At 64.7% G+C, this 23,907-nt stretch carries 20 protein-coding genes and 2 pseudogenes; 13 read left to right on the forward strand and 9 right to left on the reverse strand.

The features are described from left to right. Window positions 1-74: 74 nt before the first annotated feature. Window positions 75-1,370, reverse strand: a complete 1,296-nt coding sequence (locus AC1VVG_RS31925; protein WP_049034474.1) for an MFS transporter — start codon at window positions 1,368-1,370, stop codon at window positions 75-77. 144 nt (window positions 1,371-1,514) lie between these two features. Further along, a complete protein-coding gene (gene acnA, locus AC1VVG_RS31930) occupies window positions 1,515-4,166 on the reverse strand; it encodes an aconitate hydratase AcnA (protein WP_482837640.1) in 2,652 nt (883 codons plus the stop codon). A gap of 187 nt (window positions 4,167-4,353) precedes the next feature. Between acnA and AC1VVG_RS31935 the strand changes: the two genes are divergently transcribed. The 3 genes from AC1VVG_RS31935 (at window position 4,354) to AC1VVG_RS31945 (ending at window position 5,960) form a co-directional block, all read left to right on the forward strand. Further along, complete coding sequence (locus AC1VVG_RS31935) at window positions 4,354-5,244, forward strand: LysR family transcriptional regulator (protein WP_482837435.1); 891 nt, start codon at window positions 4,354-4,356, stop codon at window positions 5,242-5,244. A 154-nt stretch (window positions 5,245-5,398) separates the two neighbouring features. Then, entirely contained in the window at window positions 5,399-5,617 is a 219-nt protein-coding gene (locus tag AC1VVG_RS31940) for a hypothetical protein (protein WP_482837436.1), read from the forward strand. After that, window positions 5,589-5,960 carry an ATP-binding protein gene (locus AC1VVG_RS31945; RefSeq protein WP_482837437.1) on the forward strand — a complete coding sequence of 124 codons (372 nt, stop codon included), beginning with the start codon at window positions 5,589-5,591 and terminating at the stop codon, window positions 5,958-5,960. The genes AC1VVG_RS31940 and AC1VVG_RS31945 overlap by 29 nt, the downstream gene beginning before the upstream one ends. A gap of 23 nt (window positions 5,961-5,983) precedes the next feature. Here AC1VVG_RS31945 and AC1VVG_RS31950 read toward each other — a convergent pair. After that, window positions 5,984-6,124: pseudogene (locus AC1VVG_RS31950) on the reverse strand (IS481 family transposase); the annotation flags it as partial. Window positions 6,125-6,366: 242 nt separating this feature from the next. On the opposite strand from AC1VVG_RS31950, the pseudogene AC1VVG_RS31955 reads away from it, so the two are divergent. The 3 genes and pseudogenes from AC1VVG_RS31955 to AC1VVG_RS31965 all read left to right on the forward strand — a co-directional run. Further along, a pseudogene (locus AC1VVG_RS31955) lies at window positions 6,367-6,627 on the forward strand (aldehyde dehydrogenase family protein); the annotation flags it as partial. 10 nt (window positions 6,628-6,637) lie between these two features. After that, window positions 6,638-7,585, forward strand: coding sequence for a ketopantoate reductase family protein (locus AC1VVG_RS31960; protein WP_482837438.1), 948 nt, complete (start codon window positions 6,638-6,640; stop codon window positions 7,583-7,585). Between the two features lie 165 nt (window positions 7,586-7,750). After that, window positions 7,751-8,872 (forward strand): ATP-binding protein, encoded by a 1,122-nt coding sequence (locus tag AC1VVG_RS31965; RefSeq protein WP_482837439.1) that lies wholly within the window; start codon window positions 7,751-7,753, stop codon window positions 8,870-8,872. A gap of 172 nt (window positions 8,873-9,044) precedes the next feature. On the opposite strand, the gene AC1VVG_RS31970 is transcribed toward AC1VVG_RS31965, so the two are convergent. Together AC1VVG_RS31970 and pstS are read right to left on the reverse strand one after the other, a co-directional pair. Next, window positions 9,045-9,614, reverse strand: coding sequence for a YdeI/OmpD-associated family protein (locus tag AC1VVG_RS31970; RefSeq protein WP_034191787.1), 570 nt, complete (start codon window positions 9,612-9,614; stop codon window positions 9,045-9,047). 87 nt (window positions 9,615-9,701) lie between these two features. After that, entirely contained in the window at window positions 9,702-10,727 is a 1,026-nt protein-coding gene (gene pstS, locus AC1VVG_RS31975) for a phosphate ABC transporter substrate-binding protein PstS (protein ID WP_482837440.1), read from the reverse strand. 334 nt (window positions 10,728-11,061) lie between these two features. Between pstS and AC1VVG_RS31980 the strand changes: the two genes are divergently transcribed. Genes AC1VVG_RS31980 through AC1VVG_RS31990 form a run of 3 tightly spaced genes read left to right on the forward strand, consistent with a single transcriptional unit; the run spans window position 11,062 to window position 13,689 of the window. Beyond that, a complete protein-coding gene (locus AC1VVG_RS31980; RefSeq protein WP_482837641.1) occupies window positions 11,062-12,024 on the forward strand; it encodes a chromate resistance protein ChrB domain-containing protein in 963 nt (320 codons plus the stop codon). 16 nt (window positions 12,025-12,040) lie between these two features. After that, entirely contained in the window at window positions 12,041-13,213 is a 1,173-nt protein-coding gene (locus AC1VVG_RS31985) for a chromate transporter (RefSeq protein ID WP_175027725.1), read from the forward strand. 14 nt (window positions 13,214-13,227) lie between these two features. After that, window positions 13,228-13,689 (forward strand): chromate resistance protein ChrB domain-containing protein, encoded by a 462-nt coding sequence (locus AC1VVG_RS31990; RefSeq protein ID WP_482837441.1) that lies wholly within the window; start codon window positions 13,228-13,230, stop codon window positions 13,687-13,689. 41 nt (window positions 13,690-13,730) lie between these two features. On the opposite strand, the gene AC1VVG_RS31995 is transcribed toward AC1VVG_RS31990, so the two are convergent. Next, a complete protein-coding gene (locus AC1VVG_RS31995) occupies window positions 13,731-14,624 on the reverse strand; it encodes a LysR family transcriptional regulator (protein ID WP_069704822.1) in 894 nt (297 codons plus the stop codon). Window positions 14,625-14,731: 107 nt separating this feature from the next. Between AC1VVG_RS31995 and AC1VVG_RS32000 the strand changes: the two genes are divergently transcribed. From AC1VVG_RS32000 to AC1VVG_RS32015, 4 genes are all read left to right on the forward strand, one after another. Further along, on the forward strand, window positions 14,732-15,340 hold the full coding sequence (locus tag AC1VVG_RS32000) for a short chain dehydrogenase (protein ID WP_482837442.1): 609 nt from the start codon (window positions 14,732-14,734) through the stop codon (window positions 15,338-15,340). 216 nt (window positions 15,341-15,556) lie between these two features. Beyond that, window positions 15,557-15,994 carry a tetratricopeptide repeat protein gene (locus AC1VVG_RS32005; RefSeq protein WP_482837443.1) on the forward strand — a complete coding sequence of 146 codons (438 nt, stop codon included), beginning with the start codon at window positions 15,557-15,559 and terminating at the stop codon, window positions 15,992-15,994. 279 nt (window positions 15,995-16,273) lie between these two features. Next, window positions 16,274-17,686, forward strand: a complete 1,413-nt coding sequence (nosR, locus tag AC1VVG_RS32010) for a response regulator c-di-GMP phosphodiesterase, NosR family (RefSeq protein WP_034191779.1) — start codon at window positions 16,274-16,276, stop codon at window positions 17,684-17,686. A 65-nt stretch (window positions 17,687-17,751) separates the two neighbouring features. Further along, window positions 17,752-19,521, forward strand: coding sequence for a histidine kinase (locus tag AC1VVG_RS32015; protein ID WP_482837642.1), 1,770 nt, complete (start codon window positions 17,752-17,754; stop codon window positions 19,519-19,521). A gap of 48 nt (window positions 19,522-19,569) precedes the next feature. On the opposite strand, the gene AC1VVG_RS32020 is transcribed toward AC1VVG_RS32015, so the two are convergent. From AC1VVG_RS32020 to AC1VVG_RS32030, 3 genes are all read right to left on the reverse strand, one after another. Continuing rightward, on the reverse strand, window positions 19,570-20,724 hold the full coding sequence (locus AC1VVG_RS32020) for an extracellular catalytic domain type 1 short-chain-length polyhydroxyalkanoate depolymerase (protein WP_482837444.1): 1,155 nt from the start codon (window positions 20,722-20,724) through the stop codon (window positions 19,570-19,572). Between the two features lie 264 nt (window positions 20,725-20,988). Further along, complete coding sequence (locus AC1VVG_RS32025) at window positions 20,989-22,692, reverse strand: cobaltochelatase CobT-related protein (RefSeq protein WP_482837445.1); 1,704 nt, start codon at window positions 22,690-22,692, stop codon at window positions 20,989-20,991. A gap of 5 nt (window positions 22,693-22,697) precedes the next feature. Next, window positions 22,698-23,897, reverse strand: coding sequence for an AAA family ATPase (locus tag AC1VVG_RS32030; protein ID WP_482837446.1), 1,200 nt, complete (start codon window positions 23,895-23,897; stop codon window positions 22,698-22,700). Between the last annotated feature and the right edge of the window lie 10 nt (window positions 23,898-23,907).

A 23,907-nucleotide genomic window follows, 5' to 3' on the forward strand; every position in this document is an offset into this window, starting at 1 on the left:
GGCTAGGTATTGGTATCCGTACCTGTAAAGGCGGGAATTGTGCGGACCTTCAGGCGCCGAGGGCATTTATCGTCTCAGACGGCGGACTGTCTGTCATCTGGCGCGTGAGGATTGTTGGATTCGGGCATCCGTAGATAGACGGCCAACGAGACGGCGGCCCACAAAGATACGTACCAGTAAAAATACGCTTCGTGCCCGCTCGCCTTGAATTTCAGTGCGACAAGCTCCGTAGTGCCGCCGAGGATCGCCGTGGTCAAAGCGTAGGGCAATCCTACCGCAAGGGCCCGTATGCGCGCCGGAAACAGTTCGGCCTTCGCCAGCATATGCACCGACGTGAAACCAGCCAGCATGAAAAGGCCCGCGAACGACAGACCGAACGCAACCCATGGATCGTGCGTCATGCTTAGCGCCTTGAAGAGCGGGACGGAGAACAGCGTGGTCGACAGTCCGAACGTGATCAGTACGGGACGTCTGCCAAACACATCCGATGCATAACCAAATAGCGGTTGCAGGAACATGTAAAACACCAACGCGCAGGTAAAGGCGAGCGTCGACACTTCCTTCGTGAGGCCGACGGTATTGACGAGGTACTTCTGCATGTACACCGTGTAGGTATAAAAGCCCACTGTGCCGCCAACGGTCATGCCGATTGCGAGCAGTATCTGTCTCCAGTGCTGCAGCAATTGAACGGTTATGGACGGTCCTTCCTCGCGCTGCGCTGCTTCAAATGCCGCCGTCTCAACCACATTACGACGCATGTAGAGCGCGAACATGGCAAGCACGCCGCCAATTGCAAACGGAATCCGCCAGCCCCATGCCTCGATCTGATGCGCGCTCAGCGTGTTCTGCAACAGGAGCATCAACCCGAGCGCCACCAGTTGGCCGGAAATGACACTCACCTGCAAAAAGCCGACGAAGAAACCGCGACGGTGTGGCGGCGCGATTTCGCTCAGATAGGTCGCGCTGGTGCCATATTCTCCACCCATGCTCAAGCCTTGCAGCAGTCTCGCTGCGATCAGCACGATCGGCGCGCACACACCGATCGACTCGTAGCCGGGTGTGACGGCGATCATCAATGACCCGATGCACATCGTTGCGACCGACCAGGTGAGCGCGGATTTGCGCCCGCGCTTGTCGGCCCATAGACCAATCAACCAGCTGCCGAGCGGGCGCGCGATATAACCGACGGCTGCAATTGCCGCTGTGTTCATGAGCTGGACGGTCGGTTGATCGCTCGGAAAGAACGACTTCGCGAAGTAGATCGAGAAAATACTGTACGTGAGGAAGTCGTACCATTCGATCAGATTGCCGCCCAGGCCTCCGGCGATCGAGCGGATGCGCGGACGTCCGGATGATTCGATGCGAGGCATATCCTCCGCAACGTCGCATGCGGTACGGGTGTCTGTTGCGATTGTCATAGCGTCTCCTGCATGTATCCATGCCTGTTTTTGGGTCTAAAGGACGATCTGCGACAGCCGACGTGTGTCGGCCAGTGGCATGCGGATGTCGCAGGGTCAGGTAGCCTGCCCGGCACTGAATCTCGTCAGTCGTTCACGCAGGACGAAGGGGAGAATTCCGCCGTGACGGAAGTAAGTCTCTTCAATCGCCGAGTCAAGGCGCGCCAGCAGCGACACGGTTTCGGTTTCTCCATTGCTTCGGTGAATCACCATTTCGACGGTGTGCCGCATGCGTAAAGCATTCATATCCGCACACACGTCGAACCACTCGTCGCCGGACAGATGCAGTGTTTGCGCGCTCACGCCGTCCGGAAACTCAAGCGGAAGAATGCCCATGCCGACCAGATTGTTGCGATGGATGCGTTCGAAACTGCGCGCGATCACTGCGCGAACGCCGAGCAGGCGCGGCCCTTTTGCTGCCCAGTCACGACTGGATCCGTTGCCATATTCTTCTCCAGCGAACACGATCATGGGCACGCCGTCCGAGTTGTAGCGCGTCGCCGCCTCGAAAATGCTCATGCGCCGGCCATCCGGCTGATGTCGCGTTACGCTTCCTTCCTCGCCGTCAGCCATCATATTGCGCAGACGGACATTGGCGAAGCTGCTGCGTACCATCACCTGATCGTGGGCACGGCGCGAAATGTAGCTGTTAAAGTCACGCGGCGTGACGCCGAGGAACTGGAGGAATTTTCCCGACTCGGATTCCGGTGGAATAGCGCCCCCCGGGTTGATGTGATCGGTCGTCACCGAATCGCCGAGGATCGCCAGCGCCCGCGCGCCCCGAATGTCCGGCAAGTGGGGCAGATCGGGCGTCACACCGTCGAAAAACGGCGGGCGTTTGAGATACGTCGAACCGGCAGTCCATGTGAACACGTCGCCTTCCGGCGCGGGCAGCGCGTCCCACAATTCCGTTTCCGCAGTAGTCCGATAGATATCCGGCACGTTGCGAGGGTTCTGGGCATACGGCGAAACGGCAGCGAGCTCGGCAGATGTGGGCCACACATCACGCAGATACACGTATTCACCATTCGCGCCTCGGCCCAGTGGCTCGCTTTCAGGATCAAAATCACTGCGGCCGGCAATGGCGAAGGCGACGACCAGCGGCGGGCTCATGAGAAAGTTGGCCTTGATCGCCTGATGAATGCGCGCCTCGAAGTTGCGGTTGCCGGACAGCACAGCCGCAACGTTCAGATTGCCAGCGTCGATCTGTTCGAGTATTTCCGGTGCCAGCGGACCCGAATTCCCCATGCATGTCGCGCAACCATAGCCCACGGCCTGAAAGCCGAGAGCGTCGAGATACTGTTCCAGACCGGCTGCCCTCAGATATGCGCTTACCACTCGCGAGCCGGGCGTAAAAGACGTCTTCACATGAGACGCGGTTTTCAGGCCATGTGCAACGGCCTTTTTCGCGAGAACGCCAGCCGCAAGCATCAGATTCGAGTTCGACGTGTTGGTGCACGATGTGATCGCCGCCAGCACGATGTCACCGTGACTCAGCTTGCCGGTTTCGCGGGCTGTTGATGGCAGCATTTCGCGGACCTTGCTTTTCAGTGTCGATAACGGAATGCGGTCTTGCGGACGCGAAGGTCCCGCGACGCTCGGCACAACCGCGGACAAGTCGATCGTCACCGTATCGGTGTAGTCGATATCACCGCGCTTTGGAATACCAAACATCTGTTGGGCTTCGAAATAACGCTTCAATGCGGCAAGCTCGGTGTCGCTTCGGCCGACGGACTTGAGAAAGTCGAGGGTTTTTTCGTCGACGGTGAAGAACGCGACGGTCGCGCCATATTCCGGCGCCATGTTCGCGATCGTCGATCGATCGGGCGCCGAGAGACCCGTTGCACCTTCTCCAAAGAACTCGACGAATTTCCCGACGACCTTTCTGGCGCGCAGCGCTTCGACGACGGTCAGGACGATATCGGTCGCCATGATGCCGGGACCCGGCGTACCGATGAGTTCCACGCCGATCACATCGGGAACCACCAACGTGACCGGCTGGCCAAGCATGGCCGCTTCAGCTTCGATGCCGCCAACGCCCCAACCGATCACACCGATTCCGTTCACCATCGGGGTGTGGCTGTCGGTACCCACGAGCGAATCGAAGTACGTGACCCCGTCCTTTTGATGGACGCCGCGTGCGAGCCATTCCAGATTGACCTGATGGATGATGCCGGTGCCGGGCGGAAAAATCCGGAACGACTTGAATGCGTTGGCAGCCCATTTGAGAAACGTGTAGCGTTCGGTGTTACGTTGATACTCGACCCTCATGTTTTTGCGCAGCGCGTCGGCGCTTCCCGCATGCTCGACGGAAATTGAATGATCGACAACGAGATCGACGGGTATTTGCGGCTCGATATCGGCAGGATCGACGTCGAATTGTGCTGCCGCTTCGCGCATCGCGGCGAGATCAGCGAGCAACGGCACACCGGACGAATCAGGCGCCACGATGCGTGCCACGACAAACGGTATCTCCGTCTCCCGGGTTGCGTTCGGTCGCCACGCGGCCAGCTCGCGGAGATGGTGCTCCTGCACGCTGATGCCGTCGAGATTGCGCAGAAGCGCTTCCAGGATGATGCGGATCGAATGTGGCAATCGCGAGATCTTGCCGAAACCTCGCTCTTCGAGCACGGCCAGAGAATAGAACTGGCTCGCAGGCAGACCGTCTGCGAGAAGCGGTTTGAGGGCGTCGTTGGATTGAAAGTTCATGTCTGGATGAGAATCGTCAAGCAAACCTGACCATTGACCAGCCATGACGAGATCGTCGCGTTGGCATGACAGTACGATTTGCGATTGAAGGGGCACGCGGTGCAGGGGCCAAGGAATGAACAAAGTCTATGCAATCGCGGATAGCGCGTCTAATATATTGAAGTCGCAGTCCCGATATGTTTAATGTATGGATCTCAGGCATTTGCGGTACTTCGTCGTGGTCGCAGAGGAACTGCACTTCACACGCGCGGCGCAGCGCATCGGTATTGCACAGCCGCCATTGACGTCGCAGATCAAAGCACTCGAGCGTGATCTGGGGGTGCAATTGTTCGACCGCCAACCGGGGCGTGTGAGTCTGACGGTCCCCGGGAAGGTTTATCTGGAGGAGGCGCGCGCAATCCTCGAGCAGGTCAAGAAAGCGGGGCTGCGATGCCAGCTGAGCGCACAGGGGAAAGTCGGGCGTCTGGCTATCGGCTTTACCGAGTCGGCGTCGTATCGCGAAGAGGTGACCTGGGCGCTACACGAATACCGGAGCCTCTATCCGCACGTCGAAATTTCACTGGAAGAACATCGAACGGGGCCGTTGATGGACGCCTTGAGGCAAGAACGCCTCGATCTGGCCTTCGTTCGTCCGCCGGTCGACGAGGATGACGCAATTGCGTTTTTGCTGATGTCGACGGAACCGATGGTGGTCGCGGTTCCCAGGGGGCATCGGCTCGGCAAGCGCAAGTCTGTGCGGCTCGCCGAATTACGCGGCGAACTGTTCGTGCTTTACGCGCGGACCACGCGCTCCGGTCTCCCGGAGAAGGTACTGTCGGCGTGCGAGGCAGCCGGCTTCAGTCCCAAGGTCGTGCAGTTTGCCCCCCAGATTTCGTCGACGATCAATCTGGTCGCGGGCGGTCTGGGCATTTCAATCGTGCCCTCCTGCATGCGCAAAAGCCGGGCGGACGACGTCCGTTATCTCGCGCTGCAAGGCGGGCAACTGACGGCAAGTCTGGGCTTGGTACATCGAGTGAACGGGATTTCGCCCGCAGCCCAGAACTTTGTCGATCTGGTGCGGAAGAAGACGGTTCGGTAGCCGCGAGGAAGTCATTCCGCCGTGCCGCCAGAGCGCAGCACGCCGCCAGCGTCACTGCTGAGAGGACAGAGGGTCTATCTGTCTTCGCCATCTCTGCGCACGGCCGTTGGGTGCACGAATGCGACATTCAGTATCCGAAACGATCGATCGGGCCGTGACGGAATCGGTCGCCCATCTCAACGCGCAAGTGGAATGGGCGCGTAACCTGCTGCTCGGCATGCTCGGGCATGACGTGCGCACGCCTTTGCAGACGATCCTGCTGACGGCGTCGTATCTCGCGTCGCTGAATGCCGGCGAGACGGTGGCGAATGCCCGCAGCGCGACTCGCAAGGAGTGGCACCAGGATGCGATCGCTGCTGGACGACTTGTGTGACTTCAATCGGGCGCAATTGGGATTGGGGATCAAAATCGATCCGCGCGATTCCGATCCGAGCGACATCGTCACCGATTTGGTCGAAGAGCTTCGTGTCGCGTACCCCAGTCGGCAGATCGGCTCGAACGTCGAATCGAATTTGTCGGGACGCTGGGATGGTCTGCGAATCCAGCAGCTGGTCGGGAATCTCGTGCTCAATGCATTGAAGTACGGGGCCCAGGATGCACTGGTCGGCGTTCCAGTTGCGCGGGCCACCGAGGACGTATGCATCGAGGTGAGCAACCATGGGGCAGCCATCAACCAATCGTCAGTTGTATTAGCCGAGACTCGATCTGACAGGTAGTCGGACCGACAAAGAACGACGCATCAATGGGGAATGAGTTTCTCCTTGGCAAGCGCGAGTGAATCGAGGAAAGTGCGCATCGGTGTCTTGCCGTAACACCGGCACCCCTGACGCGCTCGTTCAGCGTTGTACGGGTCGACCCACGCATCAAGGTCCGTCTGCAAGGTTTCGGCCGCGCGTCGGAGGCTGCAGACTGAGGCGATCGTGACGGAGGCGTAAAGCTGCTGGCGATTGGAAGTCATGCCTGAAGGTAATGCCTTTTGGCGAAATCGGCAATTCCGGATTCTGTCGGATGTTTAGATAATGCGTTCACCAGAACCGTACTGAACAACAGGAGACCTAAATGGAGCACAGCGTTCCGCCACAAGGCCATCAAGCCGGCAATGCGCAGGGCATGACAGTACGCGATGCGGTGATCGCTTGCGCAAACGACAACCGCTACGGTCTCGCGGCGGCCGTGTTTGGTCGGGACAGCGCACGCGCGATGAACGTTGCCCGGCGCATCGAATCTGAAATCTGCCGTATCGATGGGCCGGTGGTATACGACGGAGCTCAAATGCCGTTCGGCGGCGCCAAGGACAGCGGCTTCGGGCGATTCGGCGGCCGCGCGGAATTTATCGACTTGCGGTGGATCGCCCTGCAGCTCCCTCGCCACTATCCGTTCTGAGGAGCATGCCATGCAGATCGCCATTCTGGGCGCCGGTGCGATGGGTTCGTTCTTTGGCGGCCGCCTCGCACTGGCAGGTCATTCGGTCAGCCTGCTCGATATCGACGAGGCTCATCTTGCCTCGATTCGCGCCCACGGCCTGCGGCTGTCGACCGATTCGGGCGAGCAAGTTGTGCGCAATCTCGTCGCGCTGAGGCCGGAGGAGGCCGGCAAGCCCGTCGACCTCGTCATCGTTTTCACGAAGACGATGCATACGACCGCCGCACTCGCTGCCGCAAGCGCCGTACTCGGCTCTGACACCGTCATCCTGTCTTTGCAGAACGGCCTGGGGAACGCCGAACGGCTCGCCCGATCCGTATCGTCCGACCGGATCATGGTCGGCGTGACCACGTGGCCAGCCGACAAGTCGGAGCCTGGGGCCGTCCGCTCGCACGGCCAGGGCACGATTCGACTGATGAACGTGAACGGCGCGCATACGAGCGCGCTCGAACAGACCGTGCAGGCCTTGAACGACGCCGGCCTCTCGTGCCATGTCGATCCCGACGTCTGGGCCGCGATTTGGGAGAAGGTTGCATTTAACGCCGCCCTCAACAGCCTGTGTGCCGTGACGCAATGCATGGTCGGCGAGTTGACGAATACCCCTGACGGTGAAGAATTGGCGCTGAAGATCGTTGCGGAGGTGATGGCCGTCGCCCGTGCGCTCGGTATTTCGGCAACCGAAGAGCACGTGGTGTCGAACGTGCGCGATGCACTCGCCCATCATCGTACGCATCGGCCATCGATGCTGCAGGACGTGCTGGCCGGGCGGCGTACCGAGATTGAAGCAATCAATGGCGCCGTAGTCGAGGCTGCTCGCAAGGTCGGTGTAGAAGTGCCGTATACGAACAGCCTAGCGTGCCTCGTCAGGCTCGTCGACGCTCGTGCACGCCAGTCGGATGGAGCGACGACTCGACATTGAAGCACATGGCGGTTGCCGCCACGCGCGTCGTCGAATTGTCCGTCGACCTTCCGAGTTTCCAGCAGCACGTACGATCCTCCAGAAGAATCCCCTCGATGCTTCAGGCTCAACTCTTGCGCAGTCGACTGCAACGCGGGTGTTCGCCCGTTTCGCGGAGGACACGACATGCGCTTGTCTGAATTCATCACACATAACATCGAAGCCATCCTGGTTCAGTGGGAGGCATTTGCCAGAACCCTGATGCCCGCAGCCGACGGCATGTCGCCGATGGCCTTGCGCGACGATGCCCGGAAAATTCTCGAGGCGTTGGTCAGAGACATCTCGACGCCGGAAACGCGGGATCAACAACGGGAAAAGTCGTTAGGGCATGCTGAGGAGCAGGGCAATGCTGCCGATACGCCCGCGCAAACGCATGCTCAGTCGCGCGCCGGGCGCGGCTTCGACATCAACCAATTGATCGCCGAGTACCGCGCGCTCCGCGCCAGCGTGTTGCGGATGTGGATAGACGACTGTCTCCCGGAGGCCCCTCACATAGGCGACATGGTGCGCTTCAACGAAGCGATCGATCAGGCCGTGACGGAATCGGTCACCCATTTCAATGCGCAAGTGGAATGGGCGCGTAACCTGCTGCTCGGCATGCTCGGGCATGACATGCGCACGCCTTTGCAGACGATCCTGCTGACGGCGTCGTATCTCGCGTCGCTGAATGCCGGCGAGACGGTGACGGACGCTGCTGCGCGACTCGCAAAGAGTGGCGCCAGAATGAGGTCCTTATTGGACGACTTGTGTGACTTCAATCGGACGCAGTTGGGATTGGGGATCAAAATCGATCCACATGATTCCGATCTGAGCGATATCGTCACGGATATGATCGAAGAGCTTCGCGCCGCATACCCCAGGCGGCAGATCGACTTGAGCGTCGAATCGAATTTGTCGGGGTACTGGGATGGCCAGCGAATCCAGCAGCTGGTCGGGAATCTCGTACTCAATGCACTGAAGTACGGCGCCCAGGATGCACCGGTCGGCGTTTCGGTTGCGCGGGTGAACGGGGGCGTATGCGTCGAAGTGAGCAACCATGGGCCAGCCCTCGATCCGTCGACGCTGGCGAAAATCTTCAATCCGCTCCAACGCGGTCCCGGCAAATCGCACAACGCGCCGGGCGATGACGGCATGGGCCTGGGCCTGTTCATCGCGCGTGAAATTGCGTCTGCGCATGACGGGACCCTTGAAGCAAGGTCGGACGCGAGCGAGACGGTGTTCGTTGTACATCTGCCATACCGCAGCTAGTTGCTGTTGATCGACCGCTTGAATCCGCGGCCAGGAACGATCGCTCGATACAGCGGCCCGGATCGCGGGCGCGGCGCTGATCGTCACCGCACTCCATCGTGGCCGCCAAGACCATCCGGGCAGATTGAATGAAATGCCCGCATCGGGAAAGCCTCCATCGGAAGCGCAAGATCTATGGATGAATGGTTTCGCCCCGGTTCAGCATGTCGATGAATTCGCCGATCTTGCGCGCCCTTGTTTCCGGCTTTTTGGCATTCTGTATCCGGAACAGAATGGCATAGCGGTTGCGGCTGCTCAGCGTTGCAAAGAACTTCCCGGCTCGCGGATTGGCGTCCAGGGCCGCCTGCAGGTCGTCCGGCACGATCGAGTTGCCGGCCGACGTATACGCGGCCTTCCATCGGCCGTCCTGCCGGGCCTTCTCGATTTCGACCATGCCGCGCGCGCGCATTCTGCCCGCGGCGATCAACGCTTCCGCCCTGTCTTTGTTGAGTTTGGACCAGATGCTTTTGGCAGTGCGCGGGGTGAAGCGTTGCAACCAGTATGTCTCGCTCTCGGCCCGCTTTTGACCGTCGATCCAGCCATGGCAGAGCGCACTTTCCAGCGCCTGTCCGTAGGTGACGGTTCGCTGCCCCGCGCCTTGTTTCGCCAGACGCAGCCATGCGCCGGTCGCGGTGCCGCCGTTCTGCTCCAGCCAGCTTTCCCACTCGGCCTGACTGGCAAAGGTCAGCGCGCATTCTGTCATGTCGTTATCCTGAATGGTTGGGTACGGTACAGGGCAGGCGTCCGCGGTCCGGCAGTGTCGACGCGGACATCACCGTCCGGGGTGCCCTCAATACGTGAGCGCCTTACCGGAGGCATCCTTGATTTTTGTCTTCCACTGCGTGCGGATTTCAGATACGACCGAATCAGGCAGCGTGATGTAGTCGAGGTCCGTGGCAGTTTGGCTGCCCGAGCGGAATGCCCAATCGAAGAACTTCAGCGTTTCCGCGCCCTGTGCCGGCTTCTCCTGCTTCGCGTAAAGCAGCACGAACGTCGCGCCGACGACCGGCCATGCGTCCTTGCCCGGCTGGTTGGTCAGGATCTGGTAGAACGACTTCGACCAGTTCGCGCCGGCCGCGGCCGCCTTGAACGTTTCCGTCTTCGGCTCGACCACCGTGCCCGTCGAGTTCTTCAGGGCCGTGTAGACCATGTTGTTCTTCTTCGCGTACGCCCATTCGACGTAGCCGATCGCGCCCGGCAGGCGCTGCACGAAGGCCGCGACGCCGTCGTTGCCCTTGCCGCCCGTGCCCGTCGGCCAGTTGACCGCCGTGCCTTCGCCGATCTTCGACTTCCACTCGTCGTTGACCTTCGACAGGTAGTTCGTCCAGATGAAGCTGGTGCCCGAACCGTCAGCGCGGCGAACCACCGCGATGTCGGTATCCGGCAGCTTGACCTTCGGGTTCAGTGCGGCGATCGCCGGGTCGTTCCACTTCCTGATCTTGCCGAGGTAGATGTCGCCGAGCACCGGGCCCGACAGCGTCAGTTCGCCGGCCTTCACGCCCGGTACGTTGACGACCGGCACCACGCCGCCGACCACCGTCGGGAACTGGAACAGGCCTTCCTTCGCGAGCGCTTCATCCTTCAGCGGAGCGTCCGAACCGGCAAAATCGATCGTCTTCGCGATGATCTGCTTCAGGCCGCCCGACGAGCCGATGCCCTGGTAGTTGACCTTGCCGCCGCCCGCCTTCCGATAGGCATCCGCCCACTTCGTGTAAACCGGGACTGCAAATGTGCTGCCGGCTCCCGTGATGTCGGCGGCGTGAGCGGTGATGGCAACGAAGGCCAGGGCGCAGGGGGCCCACATCCGGATGTTCATGCAACGTCTCCTGTCTGATTTCGATGGCAATGAGCAACGGCTCGGGTGCAGTTTCGGTCACGTCGAACTTCTCCGCAACGGCATCCGCAGCCAGTCCGGCTGCGACGCATTGCCTGCCCGTGCCTTCAGCAGAGCGATGGTCGTCACGCCCCCGCTGTCTGCCCGAATGATGCCGATGAGGGTCGAGACGAGGCGCGGGCACCGATCGGCATCCCGGGGGCCGTTTGGGGGCGGCAGCTACCGATTCGGAAGGAACGAGGCTGGTACGCGCCTGAAGTGTTGTAGCGATCTCTACAAGATTGCAGTCTTCGTGACGGGAAACTATGCTGCCCTCATGAATGCGATTCCTGCCCCCTGGCTCCTGTTGATCGTCAGTCTGCCGACCTCCGGCGCGACTGCGCGGATGCGCATCTGGCGAACCGTCAAGACGCTCGGCTGTGGCGCACTGCGCGACGGTGCCTACCTGTTGCCGGCGCATGCCGAACAGGCCGCGCAGTTGCGCGAGCTGGCCGACGAAGCGCGCAAGGGCGAGGGGCAAGCCTGGCTGTTGCAGGTCCGCCCGGAAGATGCGTCCGACGAGGACGCGTACCAGGCGCTGTTCGATCGCAGCGGCGACTACGCGGACTGGCTCGCCGAGCTGTCGGAGGACCGCAAGACATTGCCCGAGCTCGCCGCAGCCGATCTCAATCGTCTGCACCGTCGCCACGCGCGCACGTATGAGGCCATTCGCAGCATCGATTTCTTTCCCGGCGAAACCTCGCTGCGCGCCAGTGCGCAATGGCGGGATTTCACCGCTGCGATCGAAGCGGTGAAATCCCCCGACGAGCCGCGTGCTGCCCAGGGTGGCATTCCGCGGCGCGATCGTGGCCGGTATCAAGGGAAAGTGTGGGCGACGCGGCGTCACCTGTGGGTGGACCGCGTCGCCAGCGCATGGCTGATTCAGCGCTTCATCGATCCGCATGCGCGCTTCGTGTGGCTGGAAAACATCGCCGAATGCCCGGCCGATGTCCTTGGCTTCGATTTCGACGGCGCTCCGTTCACGCATGTGGGCGATCGCGTTTCATTCGAGGTCCTAGTCGCCAGCTTCGGACTGGACGACAACGAAGGGCTCGTCCGGCTGGGGGCGATGGTGCATGCGCTGGACGTGGGCGGGGCGAGCGTGCCGGAAGCCGGCGGCTTCGAGGCCATTCTGGCCGGCGCCCGCAAGCGCCTTGTCGGCGACGACGCGTTGCTGGCGGAGATGGGTGCCGTGCTCGATTCGCTGTACGCCCATTTCCGCGGCCCCCGGAAACCTTGATCTTGCTGCTCGCCCCATGAACATTCATCGCGATCGCCCCGCCTATACGCTGTGGCAGCTGATCATCTATTTCGCGTGGCTTGGCGCGACGGGCTTCGGCGGCCCGGTTGCGCTCGCCGGCTACATGCATCGGGACCTCGTGGACACCCGCAAATGGATCGCCGACGCGGACTACAAGGAAGGCCTCGCGCTCGCGCAGCTCGCGCCTGGTCCGCTCGCAGCGCAGCTGGCGATATATCTCGGTTATGTGCACTACCGCATCGTCGGCGCGACGATGGTCGGGATCGCGTTCGTGCTGCCGTCGTTTCTGATGGTTGTGCTGCTCGGTTATGCGTACACCCGATTCGGCGGTCTGACGTGGATGCAGTCGGTGTTTTACGGGGTGGGCGCGGCGGTGATCGGCATCATCGCGATCAGCGCACGCAAGCTGACCGCGAAGAGCATCGGTCGCGACAAGCTGCTTTGGGCGATCTATCTGACGCTGGTCGCCGTGACGGTGATCACCGAATCGGAAGTGGCGTGGCTGTTTCTCGCGGCAGGCCTGCTCGTCTGGTTCACGCGCTCGCCGCCCGGCTGGTTGCGCCAGCGGCGCGTCGATGCGATGGTCGCGCTGCCGGTATCGGCTACCGGCGCCTGGCTGGGTATCGCCGACTGGCCGCAGCTTGCGCAACTTGCCGCCTTCTTCGCCAAGGCCGGCGCCTTCGTGTTCGGCTCGGGCCTCGCCATCGTGCCATTCCTCTATGGCGGCGTGGTCACGGAGCACCATTGGCTCGACGAGAAACAGTTCGTCGACGCGGTTGCGGTCGCGATGATCACGCCGGGGCCGGTCGTCATCACGGTGGGCTTCATCGGTTATCTGGTGGCGGGCCTGCCAGGCGCATGCGTGGCGGCAGCCGGCACGTTCCTGCCGTGTTATCTGTTCACGGTGTTGCCGGCCCCGTACTTCAAGAAGTACGGCAAGCTGCCGGCCATTCTGGCCTTCGTCGACGGTGTGACGGCAGCCGCCGTGGGCGCGATCACGGGTTCGGTGATCGTGCTGGCCAGACGTTCGATCGTCGACGTGCCCACCGCATTGATGGCGCTGGCGACGATCGTGCTGCTGGTCCGATTCAAGAAGCTGCCGGAGCCGGCGGTCGTGGCGGGGGCCGCCGTGATTGGCTTGATGGTGTATCCGCTGTTGCATCGCTGATCGGGGAGACTGTCATGCAGTGGATTACGCGAGAACGTCCCAAGATCGACAGGGTCGCCTGTCCCTGGCTCATCGTTCGTTTCATCGACGAGCGCCCGGTGTTCCTCTACGTACCGCCGGGCGACGTGTTGCGGATCGCCGGCGAGACCGGTGCGATCCCGTACGACATTCCAGGCGTGGAATTGACGCATGTCGGCGAGTACTGCAGCTTTGACGCGTTTCTCGACAAGTACGGCCTGACCGGCGACCGGGCGCTGCAGCAGATGGCCCGCATCGTGCGGGGCGCGGATACGTCGCGGCTCGACCTGACGCCGCAGTCCAGCGGGCTCTACGCGATTTCACTCGGGCTGTCGGCGCTGTTTTCCGACGATCACGACATGCTCAAGCATGGCCTGGTCATGTACGACGCACTGTATGCGTGGTGCAGGCATTGTCAGGCCGAAAGCCATGCGTGGCCGCCGAAGATGGCGGAGTGACGCACCCGCTGTCGTGCATGCCTTCTGGCGGGAAACGCATGCTACGACGCTTCACGCTCCGTCACCTGCTCGAGCAAATGGGCAACGAAGCGGGTGAGCTTCGGCAGCGGCCGCCGGTCGTGTCGATACACGACGTGAACGGGATGCGGCCTCGGTGAATGGTCCTGCAGCACCTGCACCAACGCGCCGCTGGCCAGATCGTGGCGCACGAGGACTTCCGGTTGCAGCAACAATCCCGCGCCTGCGATCGCGGCCATCCGCAGGCCGTTGCCGTCATTGCACGTGAATACCGGTTCCGTGGACAAGTGCGGGCTGTCCTGGTCCCCGAGCTTCCAGCCGTGACGGCTGTTCCATACCGTGTGAGACAGGCAGTGATGCGCGGCCAGGTCCTGCGGCGTCTCCGGCCGCCCGTACCGGGCGAGATAGTCCGGCGACGCACAGATCACCATGCGATACAGCGTCAACGGCTTGGCAACCAGGTCGGCATCGCCCAGGTCGCCAATGCGGATCGCCAGATCAAAACCCTCGTCGATCAGGTCGACGTTGCGATTGCTCAATTCCAGTTCGACACGCACGAGCGGATACCGCTGCCGGAACGTCGCGGCCAGCGGCGCGATCACACAGGCGCCGAAGGTGATCGGCGCGCTGATGCGCAACGTGCCGGACGGTGACGCGCGCAGCCGTTCGACCGACGTTTCGGCGATCCGCATGTGTTCGAGCGCGCGCTTGGCGTCTTCGTAAAACGCGCGGCCGGCATCGGTCAGGTTCTGGCGTCGGGTCGTCCGCTCCAGCAGGCGTGCGCCGAGGCGTTCCTCCAGTTCGCGCACATATTTGCCGACCATGACCGCCGAGATTGCCAGCCGCCGTGCTGCCTCGGTGAAGTTGCCGCCCTCCACGACGGCAACGAAGGTTTCCATCGCACGCAGTCTGTCCATATTGCGAACTGTAGGTTAGTAGTGTCGGAAATTAGAGCATATTTATGGGCTCATTGGTTCGGGGAAGAATGGCGACGTTTCCACCTGAACGCGAAAAGGAGTGTTCGATGAAGATCGTCGTAATCGGTGCCGGCGGGGACGTCGGCCGTTCCGTGGCAGATGAGCTGGCGCGTGACGGCAAGCACGAAATCATTCGTGTCGGCCGCACCCGTGGCGACCGCCAGGTCGACATCACCCGTGACGACAGCGTGGGTTCGCTGTTCGAGCAGATCGGGCGCATCGACGCCATCGTGGTCGCCGCGGGCAATGTCATTCTGGCGCCCATCGACGAGATGACGGCGGAGGAATTCCATCAGGGCCTGCAGGACAAACTGCTCGGTCAGGTGCGTGTCGCGCTGATGGGTCAGCATTTCCTGAGCGACGGCGGCTCGATCACGCTGACCTCGGGCATCGCGGTCGATGATCCGATCGCGCAGGGCGCCCATGCCGCAGCGTCGAATGCCGCGATCGAAGGGTTCGTGCGTGCCGCCGCATGCGATCTTCCGCCCGGGCTCCGCATCAATGCCGTGAGTCCGACCGTGCTGACGGAATCCATCGACCGGTTCGGGCCATTCTTTCCCGGCTACGAAGGCGTGCCGGCGGCACGCGTGGCATTGGCCTACCGCCGCAGTATCGAGGGGGTGCATAGCGGTCGCATCTATCGGGTCGGTCATTGAAGTGACGGGCCCGCATGCCGGCACCTGCGGCACGCGCCGGGCCGGTACACCGGAAACCGCAGCGCACGCGTCATCGCGCTCGGGTATGCTGCGTCACTGTTGACGAGCCTGGCGAACGAATCGGGCACGACGATGCATGGCGCGGCCGATACCGCGCTGGCAGCGCCCCGTTCGCCGCGCGACGCCCCTTCGATTTCCGGAAAAAAAGGACCCCTCATGGCAGAACTGGACCACGCACTTTACGAGCAGATCGGCGCGCTGAGCGAGGCCGGCGACGCGCTGGCGGAGGACGAGGATTTCGAAGGCGCGCTCGCGAAATACCGGGAGGCGCTCGACCTGCTGCCCGAACCCAAGACCCAGTGGGAAGCCGGCACCTGGCTCATGGCCGCCATCGGCGACGCGAACTTTTTTCAGGAAGACTACGCGGCCGGACGCGACAATCTCGGCTACGCGATGCGGTTTCCCAACGCGATCGGCAACCCGTTCCTGCACCTGCGGCTCGGTCAGTGCCAGTTCGAACTCGGTGATCTCGACCGCGCGGCGGACGAGCTGATGCGCGCCTACATGGGCGGCGGGCCGGAGCTTTTCGAGGACGAGGACGACAAGTACCTGCGCTTCCTGGCCACGCGGGCGGACGGGATCCAGGTGCCTTGACGGGTGCGCGGCGCGAGTCCCGGCCAACGAGCCCGACCCGCGCCCCGACGCCATGCCGCTTCATCGAAGCCGATGGCGCCCGTTCGGGCTTTGACGTATCGGCGAAGCGGAAGGGGATATCCGCGCCGCGCGCGAAGCGGGTTCGACAATGGAGGTAGCGCAGCGCCGGATGCATGTCGGTGGAACCGGCACGCACGTATCAGCGTTTCCACCAATATGGAAAACGCGAGGCCGGCCGATGTTGCAGAGAGGACGTGAACAATCGATCCGAGGCCCATTGTGACGACATCTGCAACGAACGGCGTGAATGGCGTGCCATCCGAAACCCCCGACGCAACAGCGGCTTCCGGCGACGCCGAACGCGCCCCGTCGATCCTGCTGGTCGACGACGAGCCGAACGTGCTGTCGGCGCTCAGGCGCGTGCTTCGTCCCACCGGCTACGACGTCCTGACCGCCGACAGCGGCGAGGCCGCACTCGCGATCCTGGCGTCGACGGAGATCGACCTGATCGTGTCCGACATGCGGATGCCGCACATGAGCGGCGCGGAATTTCTGGCGCGCGCACGGGCGTTGTACCCGGACACGATGCGCATCCTGCTGACCGGTTATGCGGAGATCGCGTCGGTCGTGCAGGCCGTCAACGAAGGCGGTGTGTACCGCTACCTGAACAAGCCGTGGGACGATCACGACCTGCTGCTGACCATCGAGCAGGCGCTGGAGCAGCGCAGTTTGCGCCGCGAAGCGGCCCGGCTGGCCGCGCTGACGGAAGCGCAGAACGACGCGCTGCGACGGTTCAACACGGAACTCGAAACGCAGGTGCGTGCGCGCACCGAGGAGCTCGGCCAGACCGTGATGTTTCTCGAGGCCGCGCAACGCGACCTGAAAAGCAGCTTCACGGCGATGGTGCAGGTCTGCGCGAGCATGATCGAACTGCGTTGCGGCGCCGCCAGCGGCCACGCGATGCGGGTCGGCGAGATCGCGCGCCGGCTCGCGCTGGCGGCGCAGATGAGCGAGCTGCACGCGCAGGACGTCTATTTCGCGGGGCTGCTGCACGGCATCGGCAAGCTGTCGCTGCCGGACGAATTGCTGCACAAGCCGCTCACGCGGATGACGACGGACGAGCAGCGGCTGTTCCACGAGCATCCGTTGCGGGCGCAGATGGTGCTGACGCCCGTCGCGCAATTGCACAAGGTCGCGTCGATCGTGCTGCACCAGTACGAGCGCTTCAACGGGCGCGGCACGCCGGACGGGCTGATCGGGGAAGCGATCCCGCCCGGCTCGCGGATCGTGGCGATCGCCCGCGATTTCGAAGGGCTGCGCCACGGCGAAATCGGCGCGCCGCATTCGATCGAGCAGGCGATCGACGTGTTGCGTTCGCAGGCCGGCGTGCGTTACGACCCGCTACTGGTCGAGCGCTTCACCGAGCTGATGCGCGACCCCGCGAGTCTCGGCATCGCGGCATCCGTCGCCGAGATCCGGTCGGCGCAACTGCGCGAAGGCATGCGGCTCGCCGACGATCTGCGCACGCATCGCGGCGTGCTGCTGATGACGAAGGGCAGCGTGATGTCCGCGCATCAGATCGAACTCGTGCGGCGCTTCGAGACGCGCGAAGGGACGCCGTTCGACATCCTCGTGCTGGCCGGCCCGGCGGCGTCGGCGCAGGCGCCCGACGCAGGCGCGCCGCCGGCGTGACGGTCGCGGTGCGCGTTCGACCGCGCACCGCGACGATGCCTTCACCCAGCCTCGGGCGCCCGACCATGCACGGCACCTACAACGTCCCGCTTGTCCTGCTGTCGCTCGCGATCGCGACGCTGGCCTCCTACACGACGCTCGACCTCGCGGCGTTCATTTCGCTGCTCGACAACCCGAAGCTGAAGCGGGCCTGGCTGGCGGGCGGCGCGGCGGCGATGGGCACCGGCATCTGGTCGATGCATTTCGTCGGCATGCTCGCGTTCTCGCTGCCGATCCCGCTCGGCTATGCATGGCAGGGCACGGGCATCTCGCTGGCGATCGCCGTGCTCGTGTCGTACTTCGCGCTGAACGTCGTCACGCGCGCGCGGCTCGGCTGGCGGCGGCTGTGCGCGGGCGGCGTGCTGATGGGCGGCGGGATTGCCGGCATGCATTACACGGGCATGGCCGCGATGCACATGCAGCCGGCCATTCGTTACGATGCCGCGCTGTTCGCCGCATCGATCGGTATCGCGGTGATCGCATCGACGGCCGCGTTATGGATCGCGCAGGCATTGCGCGCGCGGCAGGCGCGCCACGCGACCGTGCAGCGCATCGGCGCGGCCGTCGTCATGGGCGTGGCCATCACCGGCATGCACTACACGGCGATGGCCGCCGCGCATTTCGCGCCGGATGCACGGTGCGGCGCCGCGCAAGGGGTCGACGCGCCATGGCTCGCGACGACGGTCGCGCTGTTTACGATGGCGACGCTGGTCGTCACGCTGATGCTGTGCCGTTTCGATGCGCGCACCACCTTCCTGCGCGGCATGACCGACACGCTCGAGCGGCTTGTGCGGTTGCGAACCGACGAACTCGAACGCGCGCTGCGCCGCTACGAGCAGACGACGCAGATGCTGCAGCGCACGCGCGAGAACATGGCGGCCGAGATCGACGAACGCAAGGCCGCGCACGCGCAGCTCGAACAGGAGAAGGACGAACAGCGGCGCCTGCTGCATGCGCTCGCGGAAACGCACGAGCAGTTGCTGCAGTCGGAAAAGCTCGCGTCGATCGGCCAGCTCGCGGCCGGTGTCGCGCACGAGATCAACAATCCGATCGGCTTCGTCAGCGCGAACCTCAATACGTTGAAGGCATGGGTGCGCAACTTGCTCGACGTGATCGCCGCGCACGAAGCCGCGCTGCCGCAGCTCGATCCGACCACCCGCGACACGCTGACAGCCGTGCGCCGGGCCGCGGATCTCGACTACGTCCGCGATGAGATCGTGACGCTGATCGACGAATCGATCGACGGCGCGCTGCGGGTGCGGCGCATCGTGCAGGACCTGCGCGATTTCTCGCGCCCGGCCAGCGACGAATGGCGCGTCGTCGATCTGCACGCGGGGCTCGAGAGCACGCTCAACGTCGTCCACAACGAACTCAAGTACAAGGCCGACGTCGTGCGCGACTACGGCGATATCCCGCCCGTCGAATGCCTGCCGTCGCAACTGAACCAGGTATTCATGAACCTGCTGGTCAACGCGGCGCAGGCGATTCCCGAGCATGGCGTGATCACGATCCGCACGTCGAGCGACGGCGATCAGGTGTCGATCGAAATCAGCGATACCGGCGCGGGCATGACGCCCGACGTCATGCGGCGGATCTTCGATCCGTTCTTCACCACGAAGCCGGTCGGGCAGGGCACGGGGCTCGGGCTGTCGGTGTCGCACGGGATCGTCGAGCGCCATCGCGGCACGATCGACGTGACGAGCGCGCCGGGGCGCGGGACCACCTTCCGGATCCGCTTGCCGGTCCGGCGTGCCGTCGACCGCGCGAGTGCGGCGGCGCTGGAGCAACGCGCGTGACGCGATCGCCGCCCGCCGCTCGCGGGAACCCGCCGCGCGCGTCGCGCGTCACGCCGGTCGCTTGCGGCGCTGACGACGAAAGAAATGCCAGAACATCGCGCTCGCGTCCGGCCCCGTCGCGGAATGGAACGGCTCGCGCGGGTCGCCGCCGCTCCATGCATGCGGCAGCCGGTGGACGATGCACACCCTGACGACGAGCCGCCCGGCCTTCAGATAATCGACGTAAGCGGCATCGTCCCGCGCGTAGCTGTGTTGTTCGCCGACGCGGATCGCGCCGTGTTCGTCGACGAGCCGGTTGAGCCGCGCGAATGCGATGCCGAGTTGCGTCGCGTTCCGGTCGGTGACGACCGTATCGAGCGCACCGTGCGCGACGAGCGCCGGCATGCCCGGATAGGACGCGACGTCGGCGCAGGCGTCGAGCGCATCGAGCGGGTCGTCGCGGATGCCGCGTCGCATCAGGCTCATCGCGGCCATCGCCGACGACGGCGGGGCAATGGCCGGCCCCGAGTGCAGGCCCACCGCCGCGAAACGGTCGGGATACCGAATCGCCAGTGCCGCCGCGAGCCCCGCGCCGGCCGACAGGCCCGCCACGTAGATCCGGTCGCGATCGAAGCCATGGTGCCGCACGATCGCATCGACCAGCGACACGACGGCCGCGGCTTCGGACTGCGTCGCATCACCATGCCAGTGCCAGCAGCGGTGCGCATGCGCGGTCTTGGCCTGCTCGGGAAACAGCACGGCGAACCCCGCACGCTCGGCGAGGCGGCACATGCGCGTGCCCGCTGCAAACGATTCGGCGGTCTGCTTGCAGCCGTGCAGCATGACGACGACCGGCAGCGCGGCTGTCGCGGCCGGCGCGGCGGGAAGATAGAGCGCGTACGCAAGATGATTGACGAGGCGGCCGGCGCTCGGGCCGGCGGAGTGAAACGAGCGCAGCCACGTGCCGGGCGGCGTGTCCGACGCCGCGCGTGCGGCATGCGCGGTGCGCGTGCGCTTGGCGGAACGGACGCTGGCCGCCGGCGTGGAGGCCGGTCGAGTGATTTTCACGGCGGCTTTTTGCGGCGTCTTGGCGGAAGCGACTTTCGGTGCGGCCTTTTTGGCGGCCGGCCGCGGCCTGCCGGCCACCTTCTTCGGCCGCGCACCGGTCGCGATGGAAAGGAGTTCGAGAGGCCGCAGCCAGAGGCTGGATCGTTTCCTGGGCATATGCAGTTTCGTGCCGGCTGCCGGCCGCGGCAGTGCGAGGCGGCCGGATTCGCCGTCGGGATGAAAGTCGACCGGCTGCGGAGCAAGGTTCGTGCTGCCGGCCGCGACCGCAGCGGAACCGGGCGGCCGAGCGCATGCAACGGAGAAACGCGATCCTGCGTCGCGGCGGCGATTCGACCCGGCCAAGCGGAATGGTAACCGTCCGATGTGACTTGTGTGCGAACCGCAATGCCGAAGTCCGCTTCCACCCTGCCGCGCGCAGCGCTACCGGCGATCCAGCAGCGTGTCGCTCAGAACCGCGAACGCCGCGCCCGGCAGCGCATTCAGATGTTCGACCACGCGGCTGACCGGATAGAACGACTCGACCGCATCGTCGAGAATGCCGATGCCGATCAGTTCGACGCGCCGTGCGCGCAACGCGTCGACGCGTGCGTGCAGGTCGGTGCGCAGGATCGCCGGGTGGCCGTCGCCGGTGGCCGGGGAGCCGTCGGACAGCACCATCAGGATGCGCCGGCGTGCGCGCGTCGACAACAGCCGTTCCGCGGCCCAGCTCAATGCCTCGCCGTCGGGATTCTCGTGGCCGCATTCGAGGCACGCGATGCCGCTCGGGTTGTCGGAGTCGAACCGCTTGTAGACCCGCAGGTCGAGCCGTTCGACAAACCGGTTGTAGCCGAACGTGCTGTGACCGCCGTCGATCCAGCGCTGGTAGTGCGTGCGCATCGCCGCATCCTCGGCGGAACTGTAGCCAAGCACTTCGCACGCGAAGCCGAGCTGAATCAGCGCGTCGCACAGCGCGGCCGCGCAGAGCGTCGCGAGTTCGATCTTGCTGCCCGCCATCGAGCCGCTGCAGTCGATCAGCAGGCTGACCGCCGCGTCGCGCCCGGGCGTCGCACGCCTGACGCGAAACGGCGTGCGGTAGCCGGGGGACGTCGCGACGCGGGCGAGCGCCGCACGGTCGAGATCGCCGCGCTCCTGTTCGCGCTTCCAGCGGGTGTGCTCGTCCACCTTCAGCGCCCGTTCGAGCTGCCGCTTGAGCGCCCCGGTCTGGGCGCGGGCCGCACCGAGCAGACGATGCCAGCGCGCCGGTTCGCCGCGGCCGGTGAAGTCCGCCACCGTGTCGAATGCGGTGGTCAGCGGGACCGACAGCAGCGGCCGGTTCTCCGTCGACAGGCGGATCGCGCCGGCGGACGCATCGCCCGGCGTCGGCGGTTGCGCCGACGTTGCCGTGTCGGCGATCGTCGCGGCGCCGGATTCGGCGGCGGCAGGCGCGCGCGCATCGTCCGCCGCGCCCTGGCCGTCCGGGTCGAACTCGGCGGCGATCGCGTCGCTGTCGATCGTGCTGCCCGGATCGGCCGTGAACATCATGTTGTTGGCGCCGGCCGACGCCAGCGCGCGCACGCGTTCGACGATGCGCCGCGCCGCGCGGATGCTGTCGGCCGTCGACGTCGCGGCGCGCGCTTCGTCGACGACATCGTCGCAGGCGGCCAGCGTCGCGTCGAGCGACGGCAGGCGCTCGACGGCTGCGGGCCGCTCGTCCCACAACGCGCGCTCGATGCGCCACAGCAGCTTGTCGCGCCATGCGACGCGCGGCCACCGGCGCAGCGTATCGGCGCCGGTCACTGTCCGCATCCGGCGCAGGAACGCCTGCGCGCCGGGATAACGCGCGACGAGGCACGCGGCTGCACGGCGGTCGTCGATCGCCTGCGCGAGCGCGCGCACGGCGGGCGACGCGAGCGCGGCCACGGTGTCGCTGGCACCGAAGCGCAGGCGCGCCGCATACAGGTCGACGAAGCCGGTGAGGGCAGCGTCGTCGATCTCGCCGGCGAGCCATCTGTCGGGCAGCACCAGCACGTCGTGCTCGACGGCCGGGCCGTGGCTCGCGAACCGCACGTCGATGCCGTGCCGTTGCGCGAGCGTGCGCGCGAGGCGGCCCAGACGCTGCGCGCGTGCGTCGTCGTCCCGGTTCACCGGCTTCACCCGTCCACGTCGATGTAGTGACGGATGATGGTGCGAATCAGGTCGGCGTCTTCCGTGTCGACTTTCGCGTAGATCGTCGGGCCGGCGGCGGCTTCGGGGTCGCCGGTACGCAGCATCAGCTCGGCCCAGTCGAGCAGGCGCCGTGTCGAGAATGCGCTTGCCAGATCCTCGCGAACGAACGCGGCGCGGCAGTCGGCCGCGATCGCGGCGAGCGTGTCGGCCATCGCGGGCGACATCGCCGCGCCGAAGGTCCGCTGCAGCACGTGCGCCTCGTCGGCCGGCGGCAGGTAGTCGAGGTGGTACACGCGCCAGCGGTCGAGGAACGCCTCGTTCATCACGTTGGCGCCCTGGTACAGGTGGCGGAACTGCCCCATCGCGCCCACCGCGTTGGCGGTCGCGAACAGCCGGAACGACGGATGCGGGGCGACGATCTCGTTGCCTTTCTCCTTCAGCAGCAGGCTGCCGCCCGGCTCGAGCACGGCGGTCAGCACCGCGAGGATCGCCGGTTCCGCGAAGTCGATCTCGTCGACGATGAGCCACAGGCCGTCGCGCATCGCCGTCGGCAGCACACCGTCGATCCAGACCGTCTCGCCGCCCTTGACGGTCCAGAAGCCGACGAAGTCGCCCGCCGTCGTCTGGCCGTTCATGTTCGAGCGCAGCACGCCGTGGCCGGTCTGTGCGGCGGCCTGTTCGATCAGGCTCGTCTTGCCGGTGCCCGTATGGCCGATCAGCAGGACGCGGCGGTTCTCGACGACATCCTCGAGCACGCTCGTCGCCCGCGCGGTAAACAGGTAGGCCGGATTCGGCGGCGGTACGAGCGGCCCGCCGGGGCCGCGCGGCATCGGCACGCCGCCGACGCGCGCGAGGTGGGCGGCATCGGGGCCCGCGGCCGGTCGCGACGCATGCGCGCGACGCAAGTCCTGCATGAACCCGTCGCGATGCGCGGGCGGTGCGCGGTCGTCGGACGCGCGCCGCACGAAGCCTTCCCGAAGCCACTTGTGCAGCTTCGCGTCGAGATTGTCGGCGTCGACGACGGTATCGACCGACGTGCTGCCGTCGGGCCGGTGATGCTGGATGCGGAACAGGTGCGCGCGCTCGGAGCGGCTGACGAGCCATTGTCCGGCGGACGGGTCGGCCGGGTGCCGGTAGACGCCGAGTACCGGCGGCGCGGAGGAGGGGGCGGCGGGTGCATTCATGGTGGCGGAC

Source organism: Burkholderia sp. L-4, assembly GCF_056856535.1.

What these genes read in the sequence shown, in the direction of transcription:
- AC1VVG_RS31925 (WP_049034474.1), bottom strand. Translation starts at nt 1,370, where the DNA reads ATGCCTCGCATCGAATCATCCGGACGTCCGCGCATCCGCTCGATCGCC.
- acnA (WP_482837640.1), bottom strand. Translation starts at nt 4,166, where the DNA reads ATGAACTTTCAATCCAACGACGCCCTCAAACCGCTTCTCGCAGACGGT.
- AC1VVG_RS31935 (WP_482837435.1), top strand. Translation starts at nt 4,354, where the DNA reads ATGGATCTCAGGCATTTGCGGTACTTCGTCGTGGTCGCAGAGGAACTG.
- AC1VVG_RS31945 (WP_482837437.1), top strand. Translation starts at nt 5,589, where the DNA reads ATGCGATCGCTGCTGGACGACTTGTGTGACTTCAATCGGGCGCAATTG.
- AC1VVG_RS31960 (WP_482837438.1), top strand. Translation starts at nt 6,638, where the DNA reads ATGCAGATCGCCATTCTGGGCGCCGGTGCGATGGGTTCGTTCTTTGGC.
- AC1VVG_RS31965 (WP_482837439.1), top strand. Translation starts at nt 7,751, where the DNA reads ATGCGCTTGTCTGAATTCATCACACATAACATCGAAGCCATCCTGGTT.
- AC1VVG_RS31970 (WP_034191787.1), bottom strand. Translation starts at nt 9,614, where the DNA reads ATGACAGAATGCGCGCTGACCTTTGCCAGTCAGGCCGAGTGGGAAAGC.
- pstS (WP_482837440.1), bottom strand. Translation starts at nt 10,727, where the DNA reads ATGAACATCCGGATGTGGGCCCCCTGCGCCCTGGCCTTCGTTGCCATC.
- AC1VVG_RS31980 (WP_482837641.1), top strand. Translation starts at nt 11,062, where the DNA reads ATGAATGCGATTCCTGCCCCCTGGCTCCTGTTGATCGTCAGTCTGCCG.
- AC1VVG_RS31985 (WP_175027725.1), top strand. Translation starts at nt 12,041, where the DNA reads ATGAACATTCATCGCGATCGCCCCGCCTATACGCTGTGGCAGCTGATC.
- AC1VVG_RS31990 (WP_482837441.1), top strand. Translation starts at nt 13,228, where the DNA reads ATGCAGTGGATTACGCGAGAACGTCCCAAGATCGACAGGGTCGCCTGT.
- AC1VVG_RS31995 (WP_069704822.1), bottom strand. Translation starts at nt 14,624, where the DNA reads ATGGACAGACTGCGTGCGATGGAAACCTTCGTTGCCGTCGTGGAGGGC.
- AC1VVG_RS32000 (WP_482837442.1), top strand. Translation starts at nt 14,732, where the DNA reads ATGAAGATCGTCGTAATCGGTGCCGGCGGGGACGTCGGCCGTTCCGTG.
- AC1VVG_RS32005 (WP_482837443.1), top strand. Translation starts at nt 15,557, where the DNA reads ATGGCAGAACTGGACCACGCACTTTACGAGCAGATCGGCGCGCTGAGC.
- AC1VVG_RS32015 (WP_482837642.1), top strand. Translation starts at nt 17,752, where the DNA reads ATGCACGGCACCTACAACGTCCCGCTTGTCCTGCTGTCGCTCGCGATC.
- AC1VVG_RS32020 (WP_482837444.1), bottom strand. Translation starts at nt 20,724, where the DNA reads ATGCCCAGGAAACGATCCAGCCTCTGGCTGCGGCCTCTCGAACTCCTT.
- AC1VVG_RS32030 (WP_482837446.1), bottom strand. Translation starts at nt 23,897, where the DNA reads ATGAATGCACCCGCCGCCCCCTCCTCCGCGCCGCCGGTACTCGGCGTC.